Annotated in this window: 16 protein-coding genes; 9 read left to right on the top strand and 7 right to left on the bottom strand. The window is 43.5% G+C overall.

Annotation, left to right across the window (positions count from 1 at the left end):
* The first annotated feature begins 99 nt into the window (after positions 1-99).
* Together H5073_RS04650 and H5073_RS04645 are read left to right on the top strand one after the other, a co-directional pair.
* Positions 100-2,874, top strand: coding sequence for a cation-transporting P-type ATPase (locus H5073_RS04650; protein ID WP_182677456.1), 2,775 nt, complete (start codon positions 100-102; stop codon positions 2,872-2,874).
* A 203-nt stretch (positions 2,875-3,077) separates the two neighbouring features.
* Positions 3,078-5,210, top strand: coding sequence for a prolyl oligopeptidase family protein (locus H5073_RS04645; protein ID WP_182677454.1), 2,133 nt, complete (start codon positions 3,078-3,080; stop codon positions 5,208-5,210).
* Between the two features lie 102 nt (positions 5,211-5,312).
* Here H5073_RS04645 and H5073_RS04640 read toward each other — a convergent pair whose 3' ends face one another.
* Positions 5,313-5,705: a ribosome recycling factor family protein gene (locus H5073_RS04640; RefSeq protein ID WP_182677452.1), complete on the bottom strand. Its 393-nt coding sequence runs from the start codon at positions 5,703-5,705 to the stop codon at positions 5,313-5,315.
* A gap of 192 nt (positions 5,706-5,897) precedes the next feature.
* On the opposite strand from H5073_RS04640, the gene trmH reads away from it, so the two are divergent.
* Together trmH and H5073_RS04630 are read left to right on the top strand one after the other, a co-directional pair.
* Complete coding sequence (trmH, locus tag H5073_RS04635) at positions 5,898-6,599, top strand: tRNA (guanosine(18)-2'-O)-methyltransferase TrmH (RefSeq protein ID WP_182677450.1); 702 nt, start codon at positions 5,898-5,900, stop codon at positions 6,597-6,599.
* 117 nt (positions 6,600-6,716) lie between these two features.
* Positions 6,717-7,325 (top strand): protein-disulfide isomerase, encoded by a 609-nt coding sequence (locus tag H5073_RS04630; RefSeq protein ID WP_182677579.1) that lies wholly within the window; start codon positions 6,717-6,719, stop codon positions 7,323-7,325.
* Between the two features lie 113 nt (positions 7,326-7,438).
* Here H5073_RS04630 and H5073_RS04625 read toward each other — a convergent pair whose 3' ends face one another.
* From H5073_RS04625 to H5073_RS04615, 3 genes are all read right to left on the bottom strand, one after another.
* Positions 7,439-8,074: a LysE family translocator gene (locus tag H5073_RS04625; protein ID WP_182677448.1), complete on the bottom strand. Its 636-nt coding sequence runs from the start codon at positions 8,072-8,074 to the stop codon at positions 7,439-7,441.
* 265 nt (positions 8,075-8,339) lie between these two features.
* The gene (locus H5073_RS04620) at positions 8,340-8,588 is read right to left on the bottom strand and encodes a DUF3297 family protein (RefSeq protein WP_182677446.1); all 249 of its coding nucleotides are present in this window, start codon (positions 8,586-8,588) and stop codon (positions 8,340-8,342) included.
* Positions 8,589-8,706: 118 nt separating this feature from the next.
* Positions 8,707-9,726: a GGDEF domain-containing protein gene (locus H5073_RS04615; RefSeq protein WP_182677444.1), complete on the bottom strand. Its 1,020-nt coding sequence runs from the start codon at positions 9,724-9,726 to the stop codon at positions 8,707-8,709.
* Positions 9,727-9,819: 93 nt separating this feature from the next.
* Between H5073_RS04615 and H5073_RS04610 the strand changes: the two genes are divergently transcribed.
* On the top strand, positions 9,820-10,896 hold the full coding sequence (locus H5073_RS04610) for a linear amide C-N hydrolase (RefSeq protein WP_182677442.1): 1,077 nt from the start codon (positions 9,820-9,822) through the stop codon (positions 10,894-10,896).
* Positions 10,897-11,116: 220 nt separating this feature from the next.
* On the opposite strand, the gene H5073_RS04605 is transcribed toward H5073_RS04610, so the two are convergent.
* The 3 genes from H5073_RS04605 to H5073_RS04595 all read right to left on the bottom strand — a co-directional run bounded on the left by H5073_RS04605 (position 11,117) and on the right by H5073_RS04595 (position 13,383).
* Positions 11,117-11,590, bottom strand: a complete 474-nt coding sequence (locus H5073_RS04605; protein ID WP_259394820.1) for a helix-turn-helix transcriptional regulator — start codon at positions 11,588-11,590, stop codon at positions 11,117-11,119.
* A 100-nt stretch (positions 11,591-11,690) separates the two neighbouring features.
* Positions 11,691-11,951, bottom strand: coding sequence for a type II toxin-antitoxin system RelB/DinJ family antitoxin (locus tag H5073_RS04600; protein WP_310734224.1), 261 nt, complete (start codon positions 11,949-11,951; stop codon positions 11,691-11,693).
* Positions 11,866-13,383 carry a Fic family protein gene (locus H5073_RS04595; RefSeq protein ID WP_182677440.1) on the bottom strand — a complete coding sequence of 506 codons (1,518 nt, stop codon included), beginning with the start codon at positions 13,381-13,383 and terminating at the stop codon, positions 11,866-11,868. The genes H5073_RS04600 and H5073_RS04595 overlap by 86 nt, the downstream gene beginning before the upstream one ends.
* 509 nt (positions 13,384-13,892) lie before the next feature.
* On the opposite strand from H5073_RS04595, the gene H5073_RS04590 reads away from it, so the two are divergent.
* The 4 genes from H5073_RS04590 (at position 13,893) to H5073_RS04575 (ending at position 18,538) form a co-directional block, all read left to right on the top strand.
* Positions 13,893-14,714: a hypothetical protein gene (locus H5073_RS04590; RefSeq protein WP_182677439.1), complete on the top strand. Its 822-nt coding sequence runs from the start codon at positions 13,893-13,895 to the stop codon at positions 14,712-14,714.
* Between the two features lie 471 nt (positions 14,715-15,185).
* Entirely contained in the window at positions 15,186-15,500 is a 315-nt protein-coding gene (locus tag H5073_RS04585; protein ID WP_182677437.1) for a hypothetical protein, read from the top strand.
* 61 nt (positions 15,501-15,561) lie between these two features.
* On the top strand, positions 15,562-16,764 hold the full coding sequence (locus H5073_RS04580) for an SIR2 family protein (RefSeq protein ID WP_182677436.1): 1,203 nt from the start codon (positions 15,562-15,564) through the stop codon (positions 16,762-16,764).
* Complete coding sequence (locus H5073_RS04575; RefSeq protein ID WP_182677434.1) at positions 16,757-18,538, top strand: ATP-binding protein; 1,782 nt, start codon at positions 16,757-16,759, stop codon at positions 18,536-18,538. Before H5073_RS04580 ends, H5073_RS04575 begins: the two co-directional genes overlap by 8 nt.
* Positions 18,539-18,552 lie beyond the last annotated feature (14 nt).

Genomic DNA, 18,552 nt, shown 5'->3' with positions numbered 1-18,552 from the left:
CTTTCACCTACATAAGACTTGCGACTGACTCACGGCTTAAAATACCAATCACATTAATGATGTGATTGGTATAAAGTACAGCCCCATAAGGACTATTTTATGAGCAAAGTTGTAGCATCAACATCACCCAAGCCATACTCCCAGGCTCAACTGCAATGGCATGCCATGACGCCAGAGCAAACCTTTGAGGCACTTGAAATCTCTCAAGTCACTGCAGCAGAACAAGGGCTAACTAAGGCTCAAGTACAACAAAGATTAGCCCGTTTTGGCACTAATGAACTCGCAGCCGCCGAAGGTAAGAGTCCATTGATGCGTTTCTTGGCTCAATTCCATAATGTATTGATCTACGTGCTCATTGGCGCAGGCGTTATGACAGCAGCGCTGCAACACTGGATAGACGCTGGGGTTATTTTCGCCGTGGTCTTAGTCAATGCCATCATAGGTTTCATTCAAGAAGGTAAAGCCGAGAACGCCCTTAAAGCCATACGCCAGATGTTGTCATCTAATGCCATAGTACTCAGGGATGGCAAACACCTGACCGTAAAAGCAGGCAACCTAGTCCCTGGTGATATTGTGTTACTTCAATCTGGCGACAAGGTACCTGCCGATGTCAGGCTTTTTAAGGTCAAAGGTTTGCAAGTACAAGAAGCGGCATTAACCGGTGAATCCTTAGCCATAAGTAAGGATACCCCGCTCGTCGATGAGCAAGCCGTCTTGGGTGACCGTCTCTGCATGGCTTATTCAGGAACCATAGTTACCCACGGTCAAGCTACGGGGGTTGTGGTGGCTACGGGCATGTCGACCCAAATTGGCCATATCAGTGCCTTGGTTGCTAATGTGGACAGCGTAACGACACCCTTATTAAAGCAAATGGCACAATTTGGCCATTGGCTCACTTTAGGTATTCTGGTTATCGCAGCAGTTAACTTTGTCTTCGGGGTGCTGGTTCACGGCTACTCGATGACAGACATGTTTTTAGCCTCAGTGAGTCTTGCTGTGGCCGCTATTCCTGAGGGCTTACCGGCGATTATGACCATAACCTTAGCCATTGGGGTACAGCGGATGGCTAAGCGCAATGCCATTATCCGTAAATTGCCCGCGGTAGAAACCTTAGGGGCTGTCTCTGTTATTTGTTCGGATAAAACCGGTACCTTAACCCGCAATGAAATGACCCTAAGCAGCATTGCCTGCTACCAGCAAGCCTTTAGTCTTTCAGGGGCAGGTTACGATCCCCATGGAGATATTTGCGCCAACACCAGCACAGCCCCTGTACAGCTTGAGCAATATCCTGTGTTACAACAGGCTCTGCTTGCAGCGGTATTATGTAACGATGCTAGCTTGAGCCAAGAAAATGGCCAGTGGAGCGTTAGTGGCGATCCCATGGAAGGCGCCCTGTTAACTGCTGGGCTAAAGGCAGGGTTAGATCTTGATTTTGAAGCTAAGGCCTATCCGCGTACAGATCTCATCCCTTTCGAATCTGAGCATAAGTTTATGGCGAGTTTGCATCACAGCCACCATGGAAAAGCCTTTATTTATCTCAAAGGCGCACCTGAAAAAGTGCTAGATATGTGTGCAAGCCAGCAAAGCTCAACCGGTGAAAGCCCCATAGATACTGGCTATTGGCTGAAACAAATTGAATTGTTAGCCGAGCAGGGCCAGCGAGTCCTAGCCATTGCAGCCAAACAAGTGGATCATCAGCAACGCGAGCTCGACTTTGAACATGTAGAGCAAGGCATGGTGATGCTAGGGCTATTTGGCTTGATAGATCCGCCCCGTGAAGAAGCCATCGCGGCAGTCGCGCGCTGCGCTAAGGCTGGGATACAAGTTAAAATGATCACTGGCGATCACGGCATTACAGCCTTGGCCATCGCCAAACAGCTCAAGCTTGCCAATTCAAGCCAAGTCCTAACGGGGCAAGAACTGGACGACCTCGACGATGAAAAACTTGCCCAGCAAGTGCTCAATGTAGACGTGTTTGCTAGAGTCACTCCGGAGCACAAATTACGCCTAGTGAGATTACTGCAAGAACATGGACTTATTGTGGCCATGACGGGTGATGGTGTTAATGACGCGCCAGCATTAAAGCGCGCCGACGTGGGCACCGCCATGGGGCAAAATGGCACAGAAGCCGCCAAGGAAGCTGCCGAAATGGTGCTGGCCGATGATAACTTTGCCTCCATCAGCCATGCGGTGGAGCAAGGGCGTACGGTTTATGACAACATCAAGAAAGCCATTATCTTTATTTTGCCCACCAATGGCGGCGAAGCGTTAATCGTTCTAGCGGCTGTGCTAATGGGGTTTACTCAGCTGCCCATGACACCAGTGCAAATTCTATGGGTCAATATGATCACAGCTGTCACCTTAGCCTTGTCGCTTGCCTTTGAGCCATCAGAGAAAAGCGTAATGCACAGGCCGCCAAGAAACGCTGCCGATCCGCTGTTATCGGGCTATTTACTGTGGCGTATTGGCTTTGTGTCACTGATTTTGATGTTAGGCACCTTCGGGCTCTTCCTTTGGGAGCAAGCCCAAGGTCATGACATCACCTTAGCCCGCACAGTTGCGGTCAATACCTTAGTGATGTTTGAGATATTTTACCTGTTTAGCGCCCGTTACATTTCCGCTCCGGTATTGAACTGGCGCGGATTAACAGGCAATTACTACGTGCTTATTGCCATCCTAGTATTAGGCCTTTTCCAATTGCTATTCACCTATTGGTCACCTATGCAAGCCTTGTTTGGCACTGCAGACTTAAGCCCTACCATGTGGGCCCGTATCCTGCTGGTATCATCAAGCGTATTGTTACTCGTAGAGCTTGAGAAAACCCTTATCCGCCGCTTTGCAAGTCATGCCTGGCAAAAACGCCATTTAAGCTAAACCGCACTATGAGTACATCTATTGAGCCTCTAAGGTGCATAGCTTAGAGGCTTTTTTTATTCACCCAATTCATGCGCTCAAACCCAAGCGTTAAAATGATTTACAGTTTTTATCAGGTTAAAGGTTGGCTCATTGTTTGATTTTATTCGTACTTAGGTTAGTTTAACGCCTTTACTATTGACCATGAAAATAGGAATAAGGATATGAATAAGGCACTCGTGTCATTGTGCGTCTTAAGCGCACTAGGAGCAGGTCAGGCTTTTGCCGAATCAAATAGCCAGCCAATCGCTGAGAAAAAAATGCATCAAGAAAAAGAACAAAAAGATAATTTTCAATGGCTTGAAGACGTTGAAGGCGCCAAGCCTCTTGCTTGGGTTAAAGAGAAAAATGCCCACAGCGCGGCCAGTATTAAGGCTTATAAAGGCTTCGACACTTTAGTTGAAAACTCGCTAGCCATACTTAACAGTAAAGACAGGATCCCCTATGCCGAGCGCAAGGGCGAGTATCTGTACAATTTTTGGAAAGATGAAACCCATGTGCGCGGCATTTATCGCCGCACTAGCCTTGCTCAATACAGCAAAGAAAACCCCACATGGGAAACCGTACTAGACATAGATGCTATTGCTAAAGCCGATGGTGTCAGCTGGGTTTACAAAGGCATGACGTGTTTTGAGCCAAAGAATGAAATCTGCCTAGTGTCATTATCTCGCGGCGGCGCCGATGCGGTAGAAGTACGTGAATTTAATTTAACCACTAAAAGCTTTGTAAAACAGGGCTACAGCTTGCCAGAAGCTAAGTCAGACATGACCTGGTTAGCTCAAGATAGCGTCTTAGTGGCCACGGATTTTGGCGGTGAGCACGGCATGACAGATTCAGGTTACGCCAGCACGGTTAAATTATGGCAAAGAGGCGACAGCCTAGATAAAGCAACCTTTATCTATCAAGCTGATAAAAGCTCAGTGGCCGCTGGGGCTCAAGTGCTTGATGATGGCCAATCAAAAGTGGTGCTTATTGGTGATTTTCTTACCTTTTACACCAGCAAATTCTTTGTCTACGCCGAAGATAAACTCACCGCGCTAAACATACCTAAAGATGCTGATATTAAAGGCTATTTCAAAGGGAACATTTACCTTGAACTAAAAAGCGCCTTAAGCACTGGCAAGCAACACTTTGCCCAAGGCGCTGTGGTCTACGCCCCTGTTACTTCGCTTATCAGCGATAAGCCTGAATACCAACAATTAACCGCCCCCGATGCGCATTCATCCATAGCACAGGTGGAATTTAGCAAGAGCGCGGTATACGTCAATTACCTTGAAGATGTGAAAAGCAAGCTGGTGCGTTTTGAGCCAAAAGCCGATAATCACTGGCAGCAAACCCCAGTGGCATTTGATGCTAACGGTAGCTTAGCTATTTTTGATATGCAGCAAGACAGCGATGACTTTTTTGTTGATTACAACAGCTTCCTTGAGCCTTCAAGTCTCTATGAAGTCAAAGGCACTGATCTTGCTATCAATAAATTAAAGTCATTACCGCAGCAATTTGCAGCGGATAAGTTTGTGACTAAACAATATTTTGCCACCTCCAAAGATGGCACTAAAGTCCCCTATTTTGTGGTGATGGATAAAAACCTTAAGTTCAATAGCAAAAACCCAACCTTGTTATACGGTTACGGTGGGTTTGAAGTAGCCTTAAAGCCTAAGTACTCGGCCACTATTGGCAAAAACTGGCTAGAGCAAGGTGGCGTATACGTACTATCAAACATACGTGGTGGCGGCGAATACGGCCCAGCTTGGCACCAAGCGGCACTGAAGCACAATCGCCATAAGGCCTATGAGGATTTTGAAGCAATTGCTGAAGATCTTATTAGCCGTAAAATCACCTCAAGCCCACACTTAGGCATTCAAGGTGGCAGCAATGGCGGCCTACTCATGGGCGCAGCGCTTACTCGCCGACCAGACTTATACAATGCCGTTGTTTGCCAAGTGCCTTTGCTGGACATGCAGCGTTTCAGTAAGTTATTGGCAGGTGCCAGCTGGATGGGCGAATACGGCAACCCAGATATAGCCGAAGATTGGGCCTATATTAAAACCTACTCGCCATATCATAATCTTGATAGTAGCAAAAAATACCCTAAAGCCTTCTTCACCACGTCTACCCGTGATGACAGAGTACACCCAGCTCACGCCCGTAAAATGGTCGCTAAGATGGAGTCCATGGGCATAGATGTGCTTTATTATGAAAACATGGAAGGTGGCCACGCTGGCGCTGCTGATAACAAGCAATCTGCTGAGCTTTCAAGCTTAGTGTACGCTTACTTAATGCAGCAGCTAAAATAGCCTTAAACACTAGCGTTAATGGATGTTAATTGATGAAAATCAATTAACTAAAAAAAAAGCCAGTCTCACAACTGGCTTTTTTATTGATGTTTATTTAGCGAGTTAGTCCCAAGCATCTGCATTAAAACGGGCCAGCCTAGCTTCTGTTAGGCTGCACTGCGTTATTTGCATCAGTTCACCCAAAGTAATACTTGGAGTGGCAGCAATTAAGCGGGCAAGTTTGGCCGTTAAAGGCTCGAGCTTGTCGCCATGACACAGCAGCGCTGCATCAATTTTACCGATAAGGTGCGCAAATGCCGCGCTGTGCTGCGATTTCAATACACGGCAAAAAGATTGCACATCCATCGCCTCACCGAGTAACAGCCAATTCCTCGAGCGGCGCACCCGCTTAAGCTCACAATCATATTGCGCCGCTATCACTTTGGCTTGTTTAGTATTATCTGAGCCTATTCGATGAATAAGCGCAGCCAGTGGGACTTGTATGGTGTTATTCATGACATTTTTAACAATCTAATGGGTTAGCCTTAGCGCTTTAAGGGTATAATACCAATCGTATTGCGATCAATAGCCATCACACAAAGCAAATAGGGCTAGCCTGCTAAACCTGTGGAATGCTGTAAGATACTGCACGTTAAATTAAATGCCCTTTTTTAATGCCCTGCTGAATAACAGAAGTTGAGTTACCCCATGAGCCCAGAACGTTTCGCCCGCATAAACCAGATGCTTGATAATCGCCAAGTAGACTTAACCGTTTGCTTAGATAAAGTGCATAAAACCAATAATATTGCGGCGGTTCTTCGCACGGCTGATTGCGTGGGCATACATCAAATTCATGCTGTGTGGCCAGATATCGACATGCGCGTATCAGGCAATACTGCCTCTGGCAGCCAGCAATGGGTAAAAACCATCAAGCATTATCGTTTTGAAGAAGCAGAACACGCCTTTAACGCGCAAAACATGCAGATTTTAACCACCACCTTTTCAGACACAGCAGTAGATTTTCGCGAGATTGATTACACCAAACCCACAGCCATAGTGCTAGGTAATGAGCGTGATGGCACCAGTCCCGAGGCCATCGCAGCGGCGTCTCAACACATCATTATTCCCATGATAGGCATGGTGCAATCTCTAAATGTGTCGGTGGCTGCGGCCTTAGTCATGTATGAAGCCCAGCGCCAACGCACCCTTGCCAACATGTACGGCACCCGCAAACTTGATGACGCCTACTGCCAAAAAATGCTGTTTGAGCAAGGTCATCCCATTTACGCTAAGGCGTGCCGCCGTAAGCAAATCCCCTATCCCGCTATCGATGAGCAAGGCCAAATTGTTGCCGATAGTGACTGGTGGGAACGCATGCGGGCCCCGGATCCCCAAGCGCTGATGGTGTAACCACATCAAAGTGGTATCAAATGTGCGTATATATTTACGTTTGATATTTTCAATGATTGAATAATGCCAATAAACTCACTAGGATCGGCGCCTCTGATCGATAACAAGAATGAACCTATGACCCGCGAACTGTATTTTATCTACGACTCCCATTGCCCTTGGAGTTATGCCACCACGCCGTTAGTGAATGCTTTGCAAGCGGCCTACCCAGAGATGAAACTAGTCCTGCTACATAGCGCCCATTACATAGGCAAAGACAGTGCCGGCGAAGCCCAGATGGAAGCGGCTGCGAGAATAAGCGGGCTTAAGTTTGGTCGCGATCATATTCGCTACGTTAACAGCCCTAAAAGCTCGATAAAAACGGCTAATTTCATGGCATGGCTGCAGGAAAAGCGAGCCGATAAGCAACTTGAGGTGCTCAACGCATTACAGCGTGCGCATTTTATTGAAGGCAACCCGCTAGACAATAAACACGATTTCAACGCCATTGCTGAAAAGTTTAAGCTGTCACCCTCCAATAAAGTGTTTAAAGATGAACTTAGCATAGAAGCCGAATACGCATTAGAAGGCATAGCCGAAATTCAGCAAGTGATAGGCACTGAAGGCTTTCCAGTATTAGTGATGACCCAAAATGATAACGCCATTTTTATCGACCACTCTAAATACCTCTCAAGCCCACACGCTGTGGTGCAAGCGGTAGAACAAGAATTGGCGGCGTTAACATAACCGCTAACCTCATAGCTCATAGCTCAAACATAAAAAACCACGCTTATCTTGCGTGGTTTTTTATCTGGGTGCCATCATCTCTGCGAGATAATGCCCATTGCTTGAGGCTGTACTTAAGCCTGCACTTGCGATGCTAATAACCAAATCGCCAAGGCAAAGAATATCAGCCCCATAAATTTATTTTGATACATGCGAAATTTATCATGTTTTAGTAAAGGCTTGCCTAAAGTGCCCACTAATGCCACTAACAATAAGTTAAAGCTTAACCCCATGACATTTAGCAATAGACCCAAAGCCAGCATTTGCTCGCCTGACGAGGCACTAAGTTGGGTTGAAACAAACTGAGGCAAAAATAACACAAAAAATATCAACGCCTTAGGGTTCAGTAAGTTACTCATCACCGCCCGTTGATAAAGCAATCTCGCTAGATTACGTTGCTGTTCAATTTCAGGCGCTGCCACTTCGCTACTGCGCATGCAATCCCAACCCATTTTGAGCAAATAAGCCCCGCCGAGTAATCTTAAGATCTCCAATGCCAGAGGATTAACGGCCACCAAAGCAGACACCCCCATAGCCGCAAGCAAGGTTAAAATAATGCCCGAGGTTGCATTGCCAAGGCTTGCATACACGCCCACTTTGCGGCCATAGCTCAAGCTCGAGCTGGCAATAAGTAACATATCGGGGCCGGGGATCAATAACAGCGCGATAACGCTAGTCAAATAAACAGGCAGTAGAGCTAAATCAATCATAATAAATGCACTAATTCTGGGTTAATGGTTAATGGTTAATGGCTAGCAGTGAGCGCTTTACAGTGCCCTGCAATTAAAGGCGCGGATCCTACCGTTTTCTAAGATGAATTAATATCATCTTGTGCCTAAAGCACAGGAAAAGTTGGCAGGCTTTATTGACGATAAAGGCACCACAATCTGTAAAATTCGGACACAAAAAAGGCCAACCTTAGGGTTAGCCTTCCAAATGAGCGCTAAAAATTAACTTAGCCAGTACCAATTAGCACTATTTATAAAAGGCTTCGACAGTGCCTTTTAGTGTGGTCAATAGTGGCTGGCCACGACGATCTAACGCCTTATGAGCCGCGACTTTAATCCAACCTTCGCTGATGCAATATTCTTCAACGTCAAAACGCTCTTTGCCGTTAATGGTAATGCCAATTTCGAATTCGAAAATCGCTTCCACATGGTGCGGGCTACGTGGGTTAACGGATAGACGGTCTGGTAATGCTGGTTTCGTTGTCGTATCGTTCATGATCTGGTCTGTGATAAATAAATCGTGCGCTATTGTAGGCAATACCAGCCTTATGCTCAAGAGCCATAGTTATAAATGTATCACTTGGCATTAACAATAAGAGCCTTGAACCTAGATCTCAGCAATCAACGTCAAACATCACCTTATTCCTGCCTAAGTCTTTGGCTAAATAAAGCTGTTTATCTGCTTTGGCGAGCAAATTCGACAAAGACACCTTAGTGTTAGTGTTAGTGTCGAATTGGGCTATCCCAACACTGACTGTCACAGCTAAGGTTTGGTTTTCAAATAAAAACTCAGTGTTACTTATCAGCTGTCGAATTGACTCCGCCAACTCAACGGCTTGTCTGGGATGCTCCACTTGTACTAGCACACAGAACTCTTCACCACCGACCCTAAAGGTGCCATTATAGCCCGCCACACTGCTTATTTTTTTAGCACATTCCTGCAAAACAATGTCACCGGCTTCATGACCATAAGTATCATTAATCGCTTTAAAGTAATCGAGATCTAACAACAATATGCACATAGGCATAGTGGAGTCTTGAGAAAAAGTTTGGAACCGCTTACTTAAGGCTAAGCGATTGTAATGCTGAGTTAAGGGGTCAAGCAGTGCCAATGTTTGCAATTCATTTTCAGAGCGTTCCCTATTGTTTTCATAGGCATAAGAAATGACCCAAATCAAAACATAACTGCAGGAAAAATTAACAACCACAGGCCAAAAAAACGGGGGAGACTTGATATAGATATCGACCCACACGAAAAGGAGTAACATGCCCGTTGGGATGGTGGCGGTTTTTTTACCCAGCATCAGATAATAGAGAATGGGGAGCACCAGTGCCCAGCACACTAAAAATCCTAATAGATCGGATATGTAAATAACATACATCACCAAAATGCTTAAGCCGGCAACGTATAAATTCGTCTCCCAACGCTGATGTTGCTCACTGAGTGCCCGTCGCATTAACCAGAATGACAACAAGGCATAACCCAGCTGTAAACTCGCTAACACTGGCCGTGGCCGGATATACAGGAAATTTATGATCCCGAGAACAACGCCAATCACCCCAAGTAATCCACAAGTCCAGATCAACACTTTTGTTCTTAACCTGTGGGTTTTATCTAACTCAACATCATGCATAACACTTCCATATCATCTTGATTAGCTTTATGTTATTTCATCTTGGCTTGATATCAAAACAATGATTTATTAAAAATCCATTTAGGAGAGCATATGTGTTTACGAGTACTGAATAATTTAAATGAGCAATATCCCGTCACTGGCAGGAATATGAATTGGTTTAGGCCTATCAATGTCAGCCTGTATCGCTTTGCCCAAGGACTAGAGAAACAAGGTCTAACTCACCGACAAATGCGCACATTTGACCTGTCCCAGAGCGCTGTCTTTAAGTGGCGTTCAAGCTATGCCAGCGTAGTCGCCATGATGGGTGATGACGAGCAAGGTTATGCTGCTGTGGATGGCATGAATGATCAAGGTCTTATGGTCAATGCGCTATATGACACCCCCGCAACTTACGCAACTGCCAAACCCCGCCTAGAGAACAGTAATATTAGCGTGCTCTGTTGGCCGCAATATATTTTAGACTGCTTTGCCGATGCCAAAAGCGTGGCTGAATATGCGCGCCATAACACCTTAGTGATCTTAGATGACCTAGTGCCTGAAGGTGGGAATGAACGAGAGTTAGTCCCCGCACACATTCACCTTGCCGTGTCAGATAAAGCCGGGAATTCAACCATCATAGAGATCAGCAAGGGAATACTCACAGTTTATGAAAGCCCAAAATACCAAGTGGTCACTAACGAGCCAGACTACGAAACCCAGTTGAGCATCTTAAAGCATTGGCAATACTTGTGGGGCCAGACTCAGCCGAGTATCGAGACGCCAATTTACACTGTACTGGGCGGCTATACCCCAACCCAAAGTTTCGATAACGCGGCCTTCTATTTAACCTTGTCCGACATGGCACAGCAGCCAGCAGACGTGCTGGCACAAACCCGCGCTTTTATGCAAAAAGGCGCTATTCCTTATCAATTCAATCCCAAAAAATCTGACCATGCCACCTGCACACGCTGGACAAATATGGCAGACCATCACAGCAAAACCTACTACTTTATCAATCCAATGAACATGATGCCCGTGTGGTTAGATGCTATCAAAACAGGCCAACCCAGCGCCAAAATTCAATTAATCACAGTCAAAGGTTCAAAAGTCGATAACACCCCAGAATTACACGGTAACTTGCAGAGGCTACTAGTCGACTGCCAAGATCCGTTTAGGGTTAATGGCTAATCCATAACCTCGATGACTATCATTCGCTAACAATAACTAACGATACTAAGGATTACTAACGATAGCGTCCAAGGTGGCGCTATCGATATACTGCAGAAATAAATGCGCTCAGAGGCATTAGAGCTGGAAGAATTGCTGGTGGCTGCCAGCGTTAAATTTTTTAACACCACTGCAATTAAGCATGGCACGTTAAATTGGTAAATTGACGCCTTTACAAAGACTAGGCTTTATCCGTTAATTGTTGCCGTAATACAGGATCTTTAGGCATTAACGTCAACACTAGCCCCACGCCACGAAACACTTTATCAAGCACTAGCACGCTAGTATTGGCTTTATCACTTTCGATTTCAGACAATAATTTACGGCTTACACCAACCATTTTTGCGTATTGCTCTTGATTGACAGATAGCAGCCCTAACCTGAGCTTTCTTAATGCCTCACCTTGTGTCAGCTTGCCGCTTAATAAGCCTTGGCATACATGCAGCATTAAGTTGTCACGGGCTGAGATATCTAAATTCTGACGTTTAGCGGCTAATGCAGTTCGCCCAAGGCGCACTGTTTTTTTTGTCTGTTCCAGTTTGGCTTTGCTATTACTGCTGTTGCGCTCATCGCTCATACTAGCCCAAACATTTATGTAACCCCAATCACTCATTAAATACGGCAACAACCAATTAATGAGTAAAATAGTACTCATTAATTGTCTGTTAAAGGTTTTTATGTAACCGATATGGAACATTAATAAGATTAAAGGCCACAAGATATCACCATGATGGAATTAGCGATGGCTAGCAGCGTTAAATACAATAATGTGGATCAAGTAAACGGGATCTTGCCAGCTCAATAAGCGCGTGATCTTCATCGGTTAGCAGCATAGGTTTAAAGGGAAGTTTTCCTTGCTGTGCTACATACTCTAATGTCTGGCGAAGCAAGTCTGAAGCTGTCACCCCCAGCTTTTCTAAAGCGGTATTTCTAAAGTAATAGTGATGCCAGAAACTGAGTGAAAGGCACAATATCCTGTTTAACGCTGGCCGATTCCAATGCCTGCATATATTCACTGCGTCGTTCGACTGGTACGACAGTCCAGGGGTAAGCCCCCGAGGCCATCATTAAGTTCATAATAAACCTTCCCATTCTGCCATTGCCATCAAAGTAAGGATGAATATACACAAAAATAAAGTGCCCCAGCACAAGCCTTACTGCCGCATTTTCTTCCTGTGCCAGCAAATCAAACAATGTCGGCATCATTGTCCTAACGGCATCCCGACTAGGAGGCGTATGCATAGACTGGCGAATATACACAGGCCCCGTTCGGTAGCCAGCGAGATCCGATTGTTTAATGATACCGGCAGCAACACTTGGGCCAAATAAAGCTAAATACCAGTCACTATGTGCTCGCTCCAACATATCACCTGGATTCTTGCCCTCCAAGACAGCTCTAACGGTTTTTTTCACTTCCCCAAATGCATCCCAGTAGCCTTTAGCAGCCATGGCATCTAAGTATTTCTTACTTTCGCCTGACCCGTCGTCGGCCTGCCAACTTCCAGAACGAACCAGTTCGATGAGTTCACGAGTGACTCGATAACCTTCAATGGACAATGAGTGATAGGCGTCAGTGACGTATTGCTCTTCCACCTCGGCCATGTAAGTGTCGATATCGACGCTCGGGTTCATAGGCTCAGGAAAGTATGCGATAACATCTTCACGCATCTGCGCCCACATCAGTCGAATTCGATTAACATAGGGTGAGACATCGCGGCGGCCCAAGTTTAGTTGCACTTTTTCTACGAAAGGATCCTCTTCTAGCACAACGAAGTCGGCCGCGTTCATGCCTTTTAGTATGTTGTCCGCAATAAGATCCCGGCCAATGTTCCTAAAAGCGCCCACTAATCGGCCCGCTATAACACTATGATTAGCGGCCAATAATATGGACAAGAGATCCGAGGCATCAGTCACCATTGACAGCGCCGTGCGCATTTGGATAGGAGAATTAACAAACGACTTAGGCGAGCAATAAACTAATGCCGCTGGCAAACTATAGATATTAAGCCCAGCCAGGCTTTGGATATGTTCGACATCAGGCAAATTTAGTCTAACGTCAAAGATAGAAGTGTTATACAAGAAGTCAGTCGGCTTATTGTTACCCTTTGGAGAGCGCACCAGCAACTGTTGGGGAACCGTTTTGTCACCAATATGGTGATTTATAGACTGCTCAGGCGATAAGCACCAAGATTGGTCGAACCGCTCTGACAAATAGGCACCGCAGAAATCCCAGAAGCATGTGTACCAAGACGTGCTGTCACCTAGCTTTTCATCGGGCATAGCAGGAATATACCAACCTCGAATAACTTCGCGGATGAATCCGTGCTTAAGTAACCGCTCACGATGTAAGCGGCTAAGTTGCTTTGATTGTATGGCAACAGAGCCTGATTCCTGAAGCAGTTTCAGCTGTTCGAGAGAATCCGCTAGCTTTTGTGATACAGGGTTCATTTGAGATCCTAATGGCTACGCACAATTTATATTAAACCTCGGTTTTAATGTTGTACCATTTATAGGTTTTAATGTCATTTAATTTATAGGTTTTAATGCCATACCATTTATAGGTTTTAATGTCGTTTCATTTGTAGGTTTTATGGTTTTTTGACTATGACATAAAAGCGTTTAGTTCCGTATCTAGCCACTAGGAGACAGTGACATGCAAGACTCCAACATCAACAACGCCAATAGCACCAATAGCACCAATAGCACCAAAGCAAGATTTCACAATGGCTGGCTGCGTAGGTCAATAAGCAATGATGACAGTTTTAGCACAATAGGACCTGTGAAACCCTTCGCCCACAAGAAAAGCGAACTAATGAGTTCGCTTTTTCATTACAGTTTAAAAACAAACTTTAATACTAATCGATGATTCCTGTATCCGGCTTTTTTAGACTAAATTTAATACTGATGATGTACAAAAAAACCGCTCGACAGCGGCGTTTAAAATATAAGGATATAGTATGAATAAACTACTGTTTTTTGTAATAGTGACTCTGATCCAAGGATGTGGCACGATCGCAAAGACTTACCTTCCTGATCCACTTATCGCCGATAATAAAGATAAAGGTAACACCATCCCCTATTTTAATCCTGATGGCGAAATTACATTAACCATCCAAGATATAACCACACTTAATGCTGATGAAAAACTACGAAAAGCCTTTATCGCTCAAGCCATATTAAGTTCAGATAAAAAATGCACCCAACATCAGGCAACGATTATTAGCAATGGCAATGCTTGGAATGTAGGTATGGGTAGTTTATCTATGTTATTGACTGGAACCGCTGCCGTTATTAGTCACGCTCAAACAACTGCAGAACTGGCGGCGGCGGCAACCGCTGTCACAGGTATTCAATCAATAACGAATGAAGAAATCTACGCCAATGCCATGGGCACAACGATTGTAAGAGCAATGGATGTCGGTAGAGTCAAATCATTAGCAGCTATTGAGCGAAAACTCTTAACTGATAGTGATTCACCATACACGGTTCAGCTGGCCTTAATTGATATTCAAAAGTATCACTCACAATGCTCATTAATGGCAGGGTTAGTTGAAATAACAAAAGCGTTAGAGCAACGTAAGTTATCTTCACAAGAAATCCTCTACAAACAGAAACAACTAGAAAGTAACATTGAGTCATTCAATGCCAACATGTTAGTGCAGGAGCAAAGACTCGCACTTAATCCTAACGTACAAGAAGAACATCTAAAGGCTCTTGCAGAAATGAACGAACGCTTAAAATCACTCATTCTTCAAGGCGTAGATTCACCCACTGAATAAAACTGCCTGACTTTAAAACTCAACTAAAAAGCGATCCACGAGGTCGCTTTCTTCAAAATAAGTCACGAGGTCTTTGTGAACCATCATAATTTGTATTAGGTGCACCATTAATTTCTACGCACTACAGGGCTACAGGCTACAGCAATGGTACATAGGCCTGATGTTAAAACCAAAAGTTCAACACCCACCCGACTTCTTCTACGGCACGGCATAAGCTCACCCTCGTTAAAGCCTGTCCAGAATTTATGCCAAGCTGGAAAGCGGGTTATCTTCTATGAGTCTGGCTAGCAGCGTTAAAAAGGGGGCAATAAAGGCTTACATTTTTTCAAAACTGAGAGTATATTATCTACGCATTCATGGATTTAGAACGAAACTTTTTGCCATAAGAGATTAGCGCTTAGCTGGTTGAAGCTCTACAGGTTAACAGCCAAAGATATAGCGCGTTGGCTCACATTGCCTTCAAGGATGAACATGATAACCCTACTTTTAGCACCACTCCCCATAGCGCTATCGCTTGCAGCCCCATCGCTACCCGAGGTACCGTCAGTTGTATTAGCTATTGCACTTGTATTACTGCCCCCCCTAGCGATGGCACTTGTATCAGCCGCACTGGTAGTAGCAATGGCAGGCACGGTTAACACTGTGAGTTCATCAGCGCGAAAGCAGCAAGTTATCGGCATGCCCACAATCGGCTTAACGCCACAACAAAATTTTACGCTGGGTGGCACCGTTAACCGATCCAGCCAATCGAACGCTTTTTTCAACAACAAATACGACAAGAATTAACGCTGGCTGGCACCGTTAACCCCTGATCTATTACATGACCTTGATAAAGGATTTAATAAATATGCCAACATCATCAGTTCACAATCCTGATCAATACATGTACGATTTTCGACATCTACTAACACATAGTAAAAAGAAGATTGGAATACTTATCGGTGCTGGTGCACCAGTAAGCATTAATATATCCAAAGTTTCAAATGAACATATTTCTTTAATTCCAGACATAGCTGGTTTAACAAATATAGTTTACAACGGTCTTGATGATAAAATAGAAAAACTTGCTTTTGATGCTTTATCTGCTGAACTTGGAAATAGAAACATTGAACTTATACTTTCACGAGTGCGATCATTAAGTGAGGTTATTGGTAACTTTAAGGTTCACAACCTTGATTCTATCGGTTACGAACAACTTTCTCTAAAGATATGTAGGATAATAAAAGAAGTTGTTAACAAGCAATTACCAGAATATGAAAATCCATATAGTCATTTAGTTTCATGGATAAATGGTATTAATAGAGATTGTGCAGTTGAAGTTTTCACTACAAATTATGACCTTCTTTTAGAAGAAGCAATGGAAAGAGTTCGAACTCCATATTTTGATGGATTTTCAGGATCTAGAAACGCATTTTTTGATCCTTCTAGTATTTCAAGCAATGATCTTCCCGCAAAATGGATTCGACTATGGAAACTTCATGGCTCTATAAACTGGTCTAGAAATGATAAAGGTGAGGTTGTTAGAGGAAGTAGTGAAGCAGAAGGTACAATGGTTTACCCTTCACATATAAAATATGATCAAACACAGTCAGCTCCATTTTCTTCTTTATTTGACCGGTTAAAGAACTTTCTCCTTGAACCTGACACATTACTTCTTACTGCAGGCTTCTCATTTGCAGATGCTCATATCACAGCAAAACTCGATGAGTGTTTATCAGAAAATAGATCCTCTGCCATTTTAGCCTTTCAATATAAAAAATTAGAAGAAGAAATATTTGCTACAAAAGCTGCAATGAGAACCCCAAACATTAGTGTTTATTGCGCTGATGGTGCAGTAATTAATGGAGTAAAAGCACCATGGGTTATAGGGGAGCCACCAAGTAAAAACTGGGAAGTAATCAGAAGTGAATATTGGTCTGCAGAGTCTAATAAATTCAAACTTGGTGATTTTGTGACTTTCGCAAAATTTCTTGCTAGTTCAGGAGGGTCATTATCAAAGACTCCAGAAAAGATGACGAATGATAATAACGAAGGAAGTAACAATGAATAAGCTTCCAACATATCTAGGGAAAATCATATCTGTTTCAGGGGCTTCAATCTTCGTAGAACTTACTCCCCAAGTAGTTTCTGGCTTACTAGTAATTGAAGGTAAAACACACAGAATAGGACAAGTTGGAAGCTTTGTTAGAATTCCGCAAGGTTATAACAATCTTTTTGGAATAATATCTGAAACTTCTGAGAATTCTGTCGATACAAATAACTCTAATAAGTTTATTTCAAACAGGCAAATTAAAATCGAACTAGTTGGAGAGGCTATTGGCTGTGATTTTGAGCGTGGAATCAGCCAGTTCCCCTCTATATCAGAAGAAGTTCACCTTGTAACTGAACAAGATTTAAAAAATATTTATGGTTCAGAAAACGAAGGTCAAATAATCATAGGGAAATTATCTAGTTCTGACAGTATTAATGTAAGTATTGATCTCGATAATTTAGTGAACAAGCATAGTGCTGTTTTAGGTTCAACCGGTTCAGGGAAATCAACAAGCGTTGCGAGTCTTTTAAGAGCAATTGTCACCTCACACACACAAGACATTTTAATGCCATCGGCAAGAATAGTCCTATTTGACTTGCATGGTGAATACTCTTCAGCTTTGGGTGATATTGCTGATGTATTTTCTATTAATGCTGAACCAGGGACTGAAAATTTATATATCCCATACTGGTGTGTTTCCCCTGAAAGTTTAATTGATTTCCTATGTAATCCAAGCGCAGATCTAAAAAGTAAATTCATGGATTTTATCGTAGATGAAAAAATAGCATTTGCCAATAAAAACAAAGGTCTTAATTTAGATACTAATAAAATAACGCCCTACACTCCAATACCTTTTAGTTTAAATAAAATTTGGTATGACCTATATCATTTTGACAGTGTCAATTGGAATGAAAAAGAAATGGAGACACCTGCATATACTGCAGATGGGGAAGGTGACGCCAACAAACTCATCGCACCTCGCTTTCGGCCAGCAAGTACAAGTAATGATAATTTTGTTAAGAAGGGTGGTGATAACAAATGGAAAAAAAGCTTAGACAACATGCGTTCAAAGCTTTTTGATAGTCAATACTCATTCTTTCTAACTCCTGGAGGTTGGACTCCAAATATCGAGTATGAAATTAAAAGTGATTTGCCAAAACTGATACAAAACTGGATAGGAAACAACAAGCCTATAACAATCTTAGATCTTTCAGGCATGCCTTCTGAACGATTAGATCTCTTACTTGGCTCCATGCTAGACATATTATTTGAAGCTGCCATTTGGAGTAAAAATTTAGATGAAGGCATGAAAACAAATCCACTATTACTTGTTATGGAAGAGGCTCATCGTTATCTCTCTTCTGACAGCTCTGGTTTATCTAAATCTATGGTAAGAAGGATAGCAAAAGAAGGTAGAAAATTCGGTGTTGGTTCTATGCTAATAAGCCAAAGACCCTCTGAAATTGATGAAACCATTTTATCTCAATGCGGAACGCTATTTTCGCTTCGAATCAGCAATGCTACTGATAGAGCAAGAGTTAAGTCAGCGATGTCAGACAGTTTATCTGGAATAGTAGATTCACTCCCTATTTTAAGGACTGGCGAAGCAATAGTAACTGGAGAAGCGGCAAAATTACCAATGAGGTTTAAATTTAGAATACCGCAAGAAGGGCAATTCCCTAATAGCCACGATCCTAAAGTTTCTAAAAACTGGTCTAAAGATAGGCTGGATCATGATTTTAAAGACTTAGTTGCATCATGGCGACAACAGGGTTTAACTGAAGTTAATTAACCATTTATTATGGA

It is taken from the genome of Shewanella sp. SR44-3, assembly GCF_014163735.1.
Lineage (GTDB): Bacteria > Pseudomonadota > Gammaproteobacteria > Enterobacterales > Shewanellaceae > Shewanella.
Note: the sequence above shows the minus strand (reverse complement) of the source record. Positions and strands in the feature narration are given on the sequence as shown.